The 12,735-nt window shown below is 66.7% G+C and carries 11 protein-coding genes and 1 pseudogene; 3 read left to right on the top strand and 9 right to left on the bottom strand.

Translation table 11 applies throughout. The annotated features are described in order from the left end of the window. Nucleotides 1-158: 158 nt before the first annotated feature. Complete coding sequence (locus ACIOTL_RS16545; protein ID WP_388025282.1) at nt 159-1,538, bottom strand: MFS transporter; 1,380 nt, start codon at nt 1,536-1,538, stop codon at nt 159-161. A 171-nt stretch (nt 1,539-1,709) separates the two neighbouring features. Here ACIOTL_RS16545 and ACIOTL_RS16540 point away from each other — a divergent pair, with 171 nt between their 5' ends. Next, entirely contained in the window at nt 1,710-2,063 is a 354-nt protein-coding gene (locus ACIOTL_RS16540) for a CHY zinc finger protein (protein WP_400343754.1), read from the top strand. Here ACIOTL_RS16540 and ACIOTL_RS16535 read toward each other — a convergent pair. The 3 genes from ACIOTL_RS16535 to ACIOTL_RS16525 all read right to left on the bottom strand — a co-directional run bounded on the left by ACIOTL_RS16535 (nt 2,060) and on the right by ACIOTL_RS16525 (nt 5,819). Then, nucleotides 2,060-2,509, bottom strand: a complete 450-nt coding sequence (locus tag ACIOTL_RS16535) for a universal stress protein (protein ID WP_105658893.1) — start codon at nt 2,507-2,509, stop codon at nt 2,060-2,062. The genes ACIOTL_RS16540 and ACIOTL_RS16535 overlap by 4 nt on opposite strands. Before the next feature lie 50 nt (nt 2,510-2,559). Further along, nucleotides 2,560-3,765: an NAD(P)/FAD-dependent oxidoreductase gene (locus ACIOTL_RS16530; RefSeq protein ID WP_400343750.1), complete on the bottom strand. Its 1,206-nt coding sequence runs from the start codon at nt 3,763-3,765 to the stop codon at nt 2,560-2,562. Between the two features lie 164 nt (nt 3,766-3,929). Beyond that, the gene (locus ACIOTL_RS16525; protein WP_400343747.1) at nt 3,930-5,819 is read right to left on the bottom strand and encodes a BCCT family transporter; all 1,890 of its coding nucleotides are present in this window, start codon (nt 5,817-5,819) and stop codon (nt 3,930-3,932) included. Nucleotides 5,820-6,042: 223 nt separating this feature from the next. Here ACIOTL_RS16525 and ACIOTL_RS16520 point away from each other — a divergent pair, with 223 nt between their 5' ends. Both ACIOTL_RS16520 and ACIOTL_RS16515 read left to right on the top strand, forming a co-directional pair. Next, entirely contained in the window at nt 6,043-7,233 is a 1,191-nt protein-coding gene (locus tag ACIOTL_RS16520) for a S8 family serine peptidase (RefSeq protein ID WP_400343744.1), read from the top strand. Between the two features lies 1 nt (nt 7,234). Continuing rightward, nucleotides 7,235-7,468: a hypothetical protein gene (locus tag ACIOTL_RS16515; RefSeq protein ID WP_388025292.1), complete on the top strand. Its 234-nt coding sequence runs from the start codon at nt 7,235-7,237 to the stop codon at nt 7,466-7,468. Between the two features lie 41 nt (nt 7,469-7,509). Here ACIOTL_RS16515 and ACIOTL_RS16510 read toward each other — a convergent pair whose 3' ends face one another. From ACIOTL_RS16510 to ACIOTL_RS16490, 5 genes and pseudogenes are all read right to left on the bottom strand, one after another. Next, nucleotides 7,510-8,118, bottom strand: a complete 609-nt coding sequence (locus ACIOTL_RS16510) for a sarcosine oxidase subunit gamma (RefSeq protein WP_388025294.1) — start codon at nt 8,116-8,118, stop codon at nt 7,510-7,512. Then, a complete protein-coding gene (locus ACIOTL_RS16505) occupies nt 8,111-11,008 on the bottom strand; it encodes a sarcosine oxidase subunit alpha family protein (RefSeq protein WP_400343740.1) in 2,898 nt (965 codons plus the stop codon). Before ACIOTL_RS16505 ends, ACIOTL_RS16510 begins: the two co-directional genes overlap by 8 nt. Beyond that, on the bottom strand, nt 11,005-11,319 hold the full coding sequence (locus ACIOTL_RS16500; RefSeq protein ID WP_388025298.1) for a sarcosine oxidase subunit delta: 315 nt from the start codon (nt 11,317-11,319) through the stop codon (nt 11,005-11,007). The genes ACIOTL_RS16505 and ACIOTL_RS16500 overlap by 4 nt, the downstream gene beginning before the upstream one ends. Before the next feature lie 11 nt (nt 11,320-11,330). Further along, entirely contained in the window at nt 11,331-12,548 is a 1,218-nt protein-coding gene (locus tag ACIOTL_RS16495) for a sarcosine oxidase subunit beta family protein (RefSeq protein WP_359192659.1), read from the bottom strand. A 2-nt stretch (nt 12,549-12,550) separates the two neighbouring features. Continuing rightward, nucleotides 12,551-12,735: pseudogene (locus tag ACIOTL_RS16490) on the bottom strand (serine hydroxymethyltransferase); the annotation flags it as partial.

The following is a 12,735-nucleotide window of genomic DNA, read 5'->3' as shown; positions in this document are numbered from 1 at the left end:
GACAGTGATGTCCACTCAAACCCCATCCTTCTTGGCTGCCAGACTCGCAGATCGGCAACGGCAGCGCAAGCCAATGACCAGCCCGCAGGCCACCGAACACGCCCAAGGCCAGCCCCTTCCGTGGAGCTGGCCTTCGGCGTCGTGCTGGATCTTGCGGCTTACTTCTGCATCTTCAGTTCATCGCGGGCGGCATTTTCGCCGTTCACTGCCAGCCGGTCCGCCTCGTCGATCTCGCCGAGGTCCAGCCCCTTGGTTTCCTTCATGAAGAACACGGCCACCAGGGTGACCAGGGCGGCGAACACGATGTAGCCGGCCACCGGAACCCAGGATCCGTAGACTTTGAGCAAGAAGGTGGCGATGATCGGGGCCATGGACCCGGCCACGATCGAGGTGACCTGGTAGCCCAGCGAGACGCCCGAGTAGCGCATGCGGGTCGGGAACATCTCGGCCATGATGGCCGGCTGCCCGGCGTACATCAGCGCGTGCACACCCAAGCCCAGCACGATGGTGGCCAGGATGACCGCATCGTTGGCGGTATTGAACAGCGGGAAGGCCGCCACGCCCCAGACGGCCATGAGCACCACGCCGGTGGCGTAGACCGGGCGGCGGCCGAGAGTGTCGGTGAAACGGCCGACGATCGGCACCAGGATCGCGTGGATCACGTGGGCAATGAGCATCAGGCCAAGGATCGTGGAGGTGTCCATGTCCAGCTGGGTGGCCATGTAGGTGATGGAGAAGGTCACCACCATGTAGTACATGATGTTCTCCCCGAAGCGCAGGCCCATGGCGGTGAACACCCCGCGCGGGTAGCGCTTGAAGACTTCGCCCACGCCGTAGCCGGCTGCCGCGTTCTGCTCCAGCTCAGCCTTGGCTTCCTTGAAGATCGGGGCATCGGAAACGCGGGTGCGGATGTAGTAGCCGACGACCACAATCACCACCGAGAGCCAGAAGCCGATGCGCCAGCCCCACGCCAGGAAGGCCGCTTCGCTCAGCGTTGCCGAGAGCACCAGCAGCACCACGGTGGCCAGCAGGTTGCCCACCGGCACTGCGGCCTGCGGCCAGGAGGACCAGAAGCCGCGTTCCGTGTTCGGCGCGTGCTCGGCCACCAGCAGCACCGCGCCTCCCCATTCCCCGCCCACGGCGAAGCCCTGGGCGAAGCGCAGCACGATCAGCAGGATCGGTGCGGCATAGCCGATGGAGTCGAAGGTGGGCAGGCAGCCCATCAGGAAGGTGGTTGCGCCGACCAGCACGATCGCCACCTGCAGCAGGTGCTTGCGCCCGTACTTGTCGCCGAAGTGGCCGAAGACGATGCCGCCGATGGGGCGGGCAATGAAACCGACCGCGTAGGTCAGGAAGGCCTTGATGATGTTATCCAGATCGTTGCCGGTATCCGGAAAGAAGATCTTGTTGAAGACCAGGGTTGCCGCGGTCGCGTAGAGGAAGAATTCATACCATTCGACGACGGTGCCAGCCATGGAGGCTGCTACGACCCGGCGCAATCCCTTGCGCTCGGCCTTCGATGACGTTTCGCTTGCCACTGTGCGTTCCTTCCGCCCACGCCAGTCCCCCCTTTGGAACCGGCCTCATCAGCGAGTATGGCCTAGATCACATCGCGAAAGATAGGCGAAACGAGGCATACTGGGAGGCGGATTCTGCACATTCAGCGTGCATTTTTGCACACGCAGCGGCGGCTGCATGAAAGGTCGAGGATGACGGCTTGGGAAAACCCCGTGCACGAGGTGGCGTTGCGAGGCGTGCGCATGGATGCGCAAACCCGTTGCGCCCACTACCGCTCCTTGTTCGATGTGATCGCGCTGAAGCACGACTGCTGCGCCACCTTCTGCCCCTGCCACCTATGCCATGGCGAACTGGCCGATCACGAGGCAACGCCGTGGCCGGCGGACCGGTTCGATGAACCCGCCGTGCTCTGCGGGGTCTGCAGCACGCAGCTGAGCCCGGCGAAGTACCTCGATGCCAGTTCCTGCCCGAACTGCCAGGCCCTGTTCAATCCCGGCTGCAAATTGCATCTGGACTTGTACTTCGAGATGAAGCCAGCCAGCTAGTCCCAGGGCAGTTCGTTCTCTTGTGCAGGCTGCTGCGGGATCACCAGCACCGGACGATGCTGCTTGTGGGCCAGCGCCACGGCGATCGACCCGTCCATCAGCTGGGCCATCTTGCTGCGGATCCCCGGACGGCGGGTGCCGACGACGATCATCTGCGCATCGAGCTGCTCGGCTACCGCGGCCAGCACCTTGGCAGGGTCGCCGGCCACGGTATAGCTCTCGAGCTCGACACCGGTAATCACCGAGGTGATTTCCCAGGCGAGTTCCTCGGAGACCGGGCTGGCCGAAGCCAGCAGGTCGCCCTCGGACAGCTTGTCGGTAATCAGGCGCCCGGAATCAACGTGGATGCACACCAATCGTGCATTCAGCCCGCGTGCCAGCGAACCGGCCGCAGCAAATACCGCCGGGGACATGCCCGATTCCACGCCCATGACCATAGTGCTCATCAGCTCTACCTGCTTCCCTTGTTGGCAGTTCCGGTCGAAGGAACTGCGGTTCACAAATCCTTGAGCGCTATGGCAGGATCGCTGAGCCGGTCAGCGTCGATCTCCCGGCCCACCAGACCGCGCAGGGTGCCATTGACATCCCAGATGTTCACGTTCGCCGCAGCGGTGATTTCCGACCCGTCCTGCCAGAACATGAAGAACTCCCCGGATTCCATATCCCCGCGCACCACCGTTGTATCCCCGGGCGAACCATGGCCGACATATTCCATCCCGAGATCGAATTGGTCGGTGAAGAAGTAGGGAAGCCAGTCATAGGACCTTTCCTCCCCGGCCAGTGTGGCCGCGGCCAGCTTGCCTTGGCGAATCGCGTTATCCCAGTGCTCGACGCGCAGCTGCCTGTGCAATACGGTGTTGAAGGCCTGGGCAATGTCCCCCACGGCAAGTATCCGCGCGTCGCTGCTGCGCAGCGAGGCATCCACCACAACGCCGGAGTCCACTTCCAGCCCGGCAGCCTCGGCCAGCTGCACATTCGGCTGCGCGCCCATGGCCAGCAGCACCAGATCGGCACGCGAGGAGCCCGCATCGGAAAGCACCTGCAGGTGCCCGTCGGCTTCTTCGATGCCGTGCACCCGTGCAGTGCGCACGTCCACGCCATGGGACTGGTGCAGCTCCAAGAGGTGATTTCCAAGCCGTTCGCCGAACACCTTGGCCAAAGGGACCTCGGAGGGCGAGTAGACAGTCACCCTTGCCCCGCGCTGGCGGGCGGCGGCCGCCACTTCCATGCCGATCCAGCCCGAACCCACCACCGCCACCTGGGCGCCCTCGACCAGTTCCGCACGCAGGGACTTCGCATCGTCCAAGGTGCGCAGCACGTGCACTGCGGGCAGGTCGTAACCGGGTATCGGGGTTCGGCCGCCCAGGCTGGCCCGCGAACCGGTGGCCAGCACCAGCTGGTCGTAGTCCAGTGCGCTGCCATCGGCCAGCAGCACCTGCCGCTTGGCGGTTTCGATGCTGGTGGCGGCGACGCCCAGGCGCAATGCGACATCATGGCTTGCGTACCAGGACGCGTCATGGACGGTGAAGTCCGCCGGTTCCTCCTTGCCCTGCAAGAACCCCTTGGACAGCGGCGGGCGCTCATAGGGCAGCTGCGTTTCCTCGCTGACCAAGCTCAGCGCCCCGGTGTAGCCGAGCTCGCGCAGTTCGCCGACAACGCTCGCGGCGGCCAGGCCGCCACCAAGGACAACGATCGATTCCATGCTGCACCCCACTGCTCAACGACGATGTACTTTGATCCTCACACCCCATGGCCAGCTTGGCAACCTCTGGCCAGTTCACTGCCGGGAAAAGAAGAAACCGGCGAGCGGGCCGCTGCCTGCGGCCAGCTCGCCGGCTGTCAGGCATCCGCCTGCCCTGGCGGATGCTACCGCTCGCCGTCCTTCTTCCGGCGCCCGCGGTCTGCGTTCTCCTCGCGGCGGCCAAAGGCACCGCGGGTGCGCGTCACCCGGTAGTCGATGCGGTCATCGACGTAGCGGCGCAGCTCCGGCTGGTCTTCGAGCGTGGCCCACAGCTCGTCGGAGACGTGCTCGGTGACCCGCTCGAGGCGGAGCTTGGCCTCGATGATCTCCAGCGTCTTGCTCTCGTGGCGCAGCCCCTTGATGGTCGCCACCGCCATCATGATCATGATGATGCTGAAGGGCAGCGCCGTGGCCAGCGAACCGGCCTGCAGCGCCTGCAATCCGCCAGCCATCAGCAGCGCCGCGGCGAGCAAGCCCTCGAGCACCGCCCACAGCACGCGGGACCAGGTCGGCGGGTTCGGGTGCCCGCCGGAAGCCAGCATGTCCACCACCAGCGACCCGGAGTCCGAGGAGGTGATGAAGAAGATCGCCACCAGGATGATTGCCATCACCGAGAGGATCGATCCCAATGGCAGGTCCTGCAGGATCTGGAACAGCGAGCCCTCGGCGGAAACCGCCCCGTCCTGGACCATGTCCCCCGCTCCGAAGAACTGGCGGTACAGCCCCGCGCCGCCCATCACGGAGAACCAGAGGAAACCGACGATGGTCGGCACCAGCAGCACGCCCAAAACGAACTGGCGCACGGTGCGGCCGCGCGAAATGCGGGCGATGAAGATGCCCACGAACGGGGCCCATGCGATCCACCAGCCCCAGTAGAAGACCGTCCAGCCGGAGAACCAGGTCTGCGCTTCCTCGCTCTGCTGGAAGGCGCCGACGTCGAAGGTCATGTTCATCCAATTGGCCAGGTACACGCCCAGGGACTGCACGAAGTTCTGGAACAGGAACAGCGTCGGGCCCAACAGCAGCACGCTGATCATCAGCAGCCCGGCCATGGACAGGTTGATGTTCGAGAGCCACTTGATGCCTGCGCCCAGGCCGCTGACCACGCTCATGGTGGCCAGGAAAGTGATCACGACGATGAGGATGACCAGCAGCGTGTTGTCCACCGAATCCACCAGCCCGATGGATTGCAGTCCCGAGCTGATCTGCTGCACGCCCAGGCCCAGCGAGGTCGCGATGCCGAAGACCGTGCCGAAGATGGCCAGCACGTCGATCACATCGCCCAGCCAGCCCTTGACCCGCTCCCCGAGCACCGGTTCCAGCGCCCATCGGATGGAGACCGGGCGGCCACGGCGGTGGATCGCATAGGCCAGGGCCAAGCCGATGACTGCGTAGATGGCCCACGGATGCAAGCCCCAGTGGATGAAGGTCTGGGCCATGGCCAAGCCCGCCAGTTCCCCTTCGGTGCCTTCCCATCCGGGCTTCGGGTCGACGGTGGCGTACATCAGCGGTTCGCCCACTCCGTAGAAGACCAGGCCGATGCCCATGCCGGCGGCGAAGAGCATCGCAAACCAGCTGAACAGCCCGAATTCAGGCTTCTCCCCGTCATTGCCCAGGGTGATCCGGCCCAGCTTGGAGAAGCCGATGACGATCACCAAAGCCACGAAGCCGCCGATGATCAGCATGTAGTACCAGCCCAGGTTCGTCACGATCCAGTTCTGCATCGCGTTGAACGTAGTGCTTGCGGTATCCGGCAGCACGATGGCGAACACGGCCACCGCGAGGATCACGACCAGCGCCGGCCAGAAGACCGCCGGAGCGATCCCGCCCTTGCCCAGGCGCACGCCCTGCCGGCGCAGCTTCGCGGTGATCTGCGCGTCGGTGTCATTTTCTGCAATATGCATATGCACCGGAATCGGCGCAGTATGCGGGGATGCCTCCGGCTCCGCGTCCAGCGGCCTTGGCAGCTCGCTGTTGGACTCCGCGGAGTCCGAGTCGTCGATTTTCTGGGTCATCGTCTCCAACCTTCCTTGCATTGTTGTCCTTCTGCTTTACACCCTTGTAGCTTGTGCGCCCAGAAGCAAGCTGATCTGCGATAAAAAGCTTGCGAAGCCGGGAATGGGAGTTTGCGCAAAGTCCTCACCGCCCCGGGCTAAACGTCTGGCGCAGCGGGTAGGGTGCGAAGTAACTCGCCAAGCACGCACGGCGTGTGCCGGAAAACCAGCTAAGGAGCCAGCCATGCATACTTCCCGCCACCAAAGCACCGAAGCCGCTGAAGTCCCGGGCCGCTACGTGCTCGTCTTCGACCAGCCAGCTGCCGGCGCCTCTGGCCTGGCCCAAGTCCAACGCGACACCGAACTGCCCCAGCTGCTGGCCGAGCAGGGCTACTCCACCAGCGAATACTTCCCGATGCTGGGCATCGCGGTGGTCTCCAGCGGCACCGAGCAGCTGGAGGACTTCCGCCAGCGCTGCGCCGGGCATCGGCTGCCGGCCTCGGTGGTGCCGGAACTGGTCTACCGGATTCTGCCCGATGCCGCCAAGGCCCCGGGCCAGTCCCCGTTCGCGGACACCGCGGAATTCACCTGGGGCCTGCAAGCGGTGGGCGCAGAGCTGTCCAGCTACACGGGCAAGGGAATCAACGTGGCTGTGCTGGATACCGGCTTCGACAGCGCGCACCCGGATTTCGCCGGCCGCACCGTGGATGCCAAGTCCTTTGTCGATGGCGAGGACGCCAACGACGGCCATGGGCATGGCACCCACTGCATCGGCACCGCCTGCGGTCCGCGCGACCCGCGGCAGGGACCGGGCTATGGGGTCGCCACCGAGGCCAATATCTTCGCCGGAAAGGTGCTGGGCAGCAACGGATCGGGCTCCGACTCCACGATCCTGGCCGGAATCAACTGGGCGCTGGAAAACAAGTGCGAGGTCATCTCGATGTCCCTCGGTGCCGACGTGAGAACCGTGCACCCGCCCTATGTCACCGCTGGGCGGCGCGCCCTGGAGCTGGGCTCGCTGATCGTGGCCGCCGCCGGCAACAACGCGCAGCGCTCCGCCGGGAACCCGGGGTTCGTCGGCGCCCCGGCCAACAGCCCCTACATCATGGCGGTGGCCGCCGTGGATCCGCACCTGGCCGTCGCCGACTTCTCGGCACAGGCGCTGGATGCCCAGGGCGGCGCAGTGGATATCGCCGGCCCCGGCGTGGACATCTACTCTGCTTGGCCGGGAGAAAAACGCTACAACACGATCAGCGGCACCTCCATGGCCACCCCGCATGTGGCCGGCGTGGCCGCGCTGCTGGCCGAATCCACCGGGCTGCGTGCCCAAGAGCTGTGGGACAAGCTCCTGTCCACCTCCCGCGATGCCGCGCTGCCTGCTGAGGATGCCGGTGCCGGGCTGGCCCAAGCCCCGGCCGGGGCGGAAGGCCACTAGGATGTGCGGCGTCCAGGTGCACATCTACGTGGTCACCGTGGTGGCCAGCGTGGCCCCCGAATCCATCGTTGACCAGCTGCAAGCCCGCGGACTGCAGGTTAAGCAGGTGCTCGCTGCCCTGGGCCAGATTATTGGCGAGGGCAGCGAGCAGGTAGCCGCAGCGCTGCGGGATCTCGACGCGGTCGAATCGGTTGATGCCCAGCAGCGCTACCGGGCCATCGACGAGGGCAGCTAGCGCAGGATCACCGTGCGCTGCGCGCACCGCGCAAGGCCGGGCTATGGCACCGCTGGCGCGGCGAACTCTGCCATGGCATCGAGCAGCCAGCGCACGGCGTGCTCGGTGAACGAGGCGCGCGGCATGATCCGCCAGCTCTGCTCACCGGTGCGCCACAGCAGCACCGGAATATTCGCCAGCGAGGTGCTGATCGCCTGGTTCACCCCGAAGGCGCGCGGGTGCAGATCCGCCGGGCAGCTCTTGCGCAGCACCAGCGGCGCATCCGGGCCGGAAAGTTCCAGCACGCTGCGGTTGGCCGAGAGGTCCACCACCTGCCCGGGCTGCTCGCCCAGGGCCGCGGTCAGCGCCCCGGCCAGCTCGGCGTTCCCGGCACTGGTGGCCAGGAACTCATCCGGCGCCAGCCACAGCACCGCAATGCCCGGCACCTCGCCGGCCACCTGGCCCACCGCGGCGGGCAAGCCCACGCCGGTGGCCGCGGCCACCGCCGCATGCGCCGGACTGCCCGGCGCGCAGCGAAGCGAGATCTGGGTGGCGAAGGCGATTTCGCGCAGGCCCACGCGGCCGGCGATGCTGGCCGCTTCCATTTCCTGGGCCAGGTGCTGCGCGGGGGAACGGCGTACTTCGCTGTCAATCATGGTGTTGCTAGCCATCGCGACGGCTTCCTTCCGGGTCGTAGAGCACGGTTTCACAGACTTCGACGTCGACCAGCTGGCCGCCCACCGGGGTCTTGAGCACTTCGCCAATGCGGCTGCGCCCGTTCTTGATCAGCGCCAGGCCGAAGGTGCGTCCCAGCGCCGGCGAGTCGTAGAAGCTGGTGACCCAGCCTTCCATCGGGGTGATGCCCTCGGCGGCCACCGCGTCGGCGGCCACCAGCGCGGCGCCCTCGGGCAGCCGCAGGGACTTGTCCACCGGCAGCACCGAGACCAGGTGCTTGCGGTCCTCCCGGAGGTTGTCCGCCCGGGAGTAGGAGCGGTTGCCGATGAAGTCCTTGACCTTGGAGACCACCCATTCCATGCCGGCATCCTGCGGGGTCACCGTGCCGTCGGTGTCCTGCCCGACGATGATGAAGCCCTTCTCGGCGCGCAGCACGTGCATGGTTTCGGTGCCGTACGGGGTGATGCCGTATTCCTGGCCGGCGGCGTACACGTCTTCCCAGACGCGCAGCCCGTGCCAGGCCGGCACCGCGATTTCGAAGGCCAGCTCCCCGGAGAAGGAAATGCGCGAGATGCGCGCTTCGATCCCGGAATCCAGCACCACGTCCTTGAAGGCCATGAACTTGAAGCCCTCGTTGGACACGTCCACGGTGGAGGCGACCTTGGCGATCACCTCGCGCGATTTCGGCCCGACCACCGCGACGGTGGCCAGCTGCTCGGTGACCGAGGTGCACACGACATCCAGCTCGGGCCATTCGGTCTGCAGCCACTCCTCCAGCCAGTCCAGCACGTCGCCCGCGCCGCCGGTGGTGGTGTGCAGCAAGAAGCGGTCCTGCGCCAGGCGCAGGGCTACCCCGTCGTCGAAGATCATGCCGTCGGCCTTGCACATCACGCCGTAGCGGCCCATGCCGACCTTCAGCTTGGTGTAGCCGTTGGTGTAGATGCGGTTCAGGAACTCGGCCGCATCCGCCCCGCGGATCTCGATCTTGCCCAGCGTGCTCGCATCGAGCATGCCCACCGAAGCGCGCACCGCGGCGGACTCGCGGTAGACCGCCTGGTCCATGGTTTCCCCCGGCTGCGGGTAGTACCAGGGGCGCTTCCACTGCCCGACGTCCTCGAAGGCCGCGCCGTGGGCCAGGTGCCAGGAGTGCATCGCGGTGATGCGCGCCGCATCCAGCTGCTGCCCGCGGTTGCGCCCGGCCAGGGCCGCGAAGGCCACCGGGGTGTAGGGGGCGCGGAAGGTGGTGGTGCCGATCTGCGCCGGGTTCTCGATGCCCAGCACCGCGGCGATCACGCCGATCGCCGCTACCCCGGAGGTCTTGCCCTGGTCGTTGGCGGTGGAGATCGAGGTGTACCGCTTGATGTGCTCCACCGACTTCATGCCCGCACCGGTGGCGCGCAGCACGTCGGCCACGGACTGGTCGCGCTGCAGGTCCACGAAGTGGGCGGTGTAGTTCGCGGCGTCATCGCCCTTGGCCGATGGCACCAGCCAGACCGGACGGGTCTGGCCCAGCGCGGTCTCCAGCGCCTGCGGGGTGCGGGCCACGGTGGCGAATCCTGCCGCGGTGGCAGCCGCGGCGCCGGTGGCGGCCCCGGTGGACAGGGCGCTGGCGGTATCCAGGCGCCCGGTCACCGCGCCGGCCAGGTGCTGGTTGGCCACCGCGGCGGCCGGGACGAAGGCGTGGATGGTGGTATCCCAGTCCAGCTTGCCCTGGCGCTGGGAGTGCAGGTGCACCACCGGGTTGAAGCCGCCGGCCACGGCCAGCACATCGGCTTCGAAGCGCTGGGCGGCCCCCAGTTCGCGGTGCTCGTCGAGCGTTGCGACCACGATGGCCGACAGCTCGCCCTCGGCATCCGCTTCGGTATCCACCACCACCGAACCCGGGATCACGGTGACTCCCTCGGCCACGGCGGCCGCGGCGGCGGCCGAAATGTTCTGCCGGGCGTCGATCACGGCAACCACCCCGCCGCTGGCCGCCAGTTCGGCTACCAGCTCGTAGGCCGAGTCGTTGGTGGTGGCCACGGCGATCTTCTGCCCGGCGCGCACGCCGTAGCGGTTCAGGTAGCTGCGCACCGCGCCGGCGAGCATGATGCCCGGGCGGTCGTTGTTCTCGAAGACGATCGGGCGCTCGTGGGCGCCGGTGGTCAGCACCACCTGCTGGGCGCGGATATGCCAGATGCGCTCGCGGGATACCCCGGGCCCGGACGGACCGTCAAGGTGCACGGTGCGGCGCTGCGCGGCGATCAGGTAGTTCGCGTCGTAGGACCCGAAGACGGTGGTGCGCTGCAGGTGGGTGGTTTCCTCGGCCGCGGCCAGTTCGCCGGTGACCTGCTCGATCCACTGGCTGCTGTCCAGGCCGTCGATCTGCTCCCCGGCGGTGTCCAGCAAGGTACCCCCGGCCTCGGCGCGCTCGTCGAGCAGCATCACCCGGGCCCCGGAGCGCGAGGCTTCGCGGGCCGCGGCCAGGCCGGCCGGACCGGCGCCGACCACCAGCACGTCGGTGTGCACGTGCACGTGGTCGTAGTAGGCCGGATCGGTGGCCGGGTCAAGCACGCCCAGGCCCGAAAGCAAGGTGGCGTCCAGCCCGTCGGTGACCGCAACGGTGGTGGCCGGCAGCATCGACTCGTCGATGTCCTGCTCATGCCGGGCGCCGACGGTGACCAGCGCGTTGGGCTCCTCGACCCCGGCGGCGAAGATGCCGCGCGGGCGGTCCAGGTACAGCGAGTTGCCGGCCTTGCGCAGCCCGTTGGCCAGCATGGCGCTGGCCACGGTGTCGCCGCGGAAAGCGGAGAGCTGCGCGCCGCCAATGGACAGGGCCAGTGGTTCCTCGCGGTTGATGCGGGCGCGGGTGCTCTGCGCTGCAGGCAGGCGTTGCGGCTTGCTCATCGGGTGCCTCCTTCGGCGCTGCGGATGTCGGTGGTGCTCAGTTCGGGGCGTGGTTCGCTGGCCTGGTAGATGGCCTTGAACTCGTAGGTGACGGTGTCGCGCAGGGCGTTGAACCACTTGCGGCAGCCGCCGGCGTGGACCCAGCGTTCGGCGAAGATGCCCTTCTTGTTCTGCCGGTAGAACAGGTAGCGGGACCATTCCTTGTCGCTCAGGGAGCTCGGGTCCGCCGGGTAGGCCACGTGGGCTTCTCCCCCGTACTTGAATTCGTTCTCATTGCGTGGCCCGCAGTTCGGGCAATCAATCAGCATCATGGCGGTTGCTCCTAGTGTGCGACGGCTGCTGCGCCGTGCTCGTCGATCAGGTGGCCGGTTTCGAAGCGATCCAGGCTGAACGGCTTGTTCAGCTCGTGCGGCTCGTCGTTGGCGATGGTGTGCGCCAGGGTGAATCCGGCACCCGGGGTGCCCTTGAATCCGCCGGTGCCCCAGCCGCAGTTCACGTACAGGTTCTGGATCGGGGTCTTGGAGATGATCGGCGAGGCGTCCATGGTGGTGTCCACGATGCCGCCCCAGGTGCGCAGCACATGCGCCCGGGCGAAGATCGGGAACAGCTCCACGGCCGCGGCCATCTGCTCCTGGATGACGTGGAAAGCGCCGCGCTGCCCGTAGCCGTTGTAGTTGTCGATGCCCGCGCCCATGACCAGCTCCCCCTTGTGGGCCTGGGAGACGTAGACGTGGATGTGGTTGGACATGACCACCGTCGGGTGCACCGGTTCGAACAGCTCGGAGACCAGTGCCTGCAGCGGGTGGGACTGGATCGGCAGTTCGAAGCCGGCCATTTCGGCCAGCACCGAGGAGTGCCCTGCCCCAGCCAGGGCGACCTTGCCCGCGTGGATGGTGCCGCGGGTGGTCTTCACGCCGGTGACCTTCTCGCCGTCCTTGATGAAGCCGGTGACTTCGCAGTTCTGGATGATATCCACGCCCAGCTCGTTGGCCTTGCGGGCGAAGGCCCAGGCCACGTGGTCGTGCTTGGCGATGCCGGCACGCGGCTGCCAGGTCGCGCCCATGACCGGGTAGCGGATGTCGTCGCCGATGTTGATGATCGGGCAGGCTTCCTTGACCTGGGAAGGGTCCAGCCATTCGGCATCCACGCCGTTAAGCTTGTTCGCTTCCACGCGGCGCACGGATTCGCGCACGTCGCCCAGGGTGTGGGCCAGGTTCATCACGCCGCGCTGGGAGAACAGGAAGTCGTATTCCAGGTCCTCGGGCAGCTGCTCCCACAGCTTCAGCGACTTCTCGTAGATGCCCGCCGACTCGTCCCAGAGGTAGTTGGAACGGATGATGGTGGTGTTGCGGGCCATGTTCCCGCCGGCCAGCCAGCCCTTTTCCAGGACGGCGACGTTGGTGATGCCGTGGTTCTTGGCCAGGAAGTAGGCGGTAGCCAGGCCGTGGCCGCCGCCTCCGACGATCACTGCGTCGTAGGATTTCTTCGGTTCCGGGTTGGCCCAGAGGAATTCCGGGTGCTCAGGCAGCAGATCAGCCATGGCTATTCTCCAATCTTCTTCAGGTTCGGGTACAGCGGGTGGGCCGCGGCAAGCTTCAGAACACGATCCTTCAGCTCCGGCAACACCGCCGCATTACCCTCAGCACCAGCAATCAACGCCTGAGCAATAATCTCCGCAACCTCGGCGAATGCCTCTTCAGAGAAGCCGCGGGTCGCCAGTGCCGGGG

Source organism: Glutamicibacter sp. NPDC087673 (assembly GCF_044743255.1).
In the GTDB taxonomy this organism is placed as follows: Bacteria; Actinomycetota; Actinomycetes; order Actinomycetales; family Micrococcaceae; genus Glutamicibacter.
Note: the sequence above shows the minus strand (reverse complement) of the source record. Positions and strands in the feature narration are given on the sequence as shown.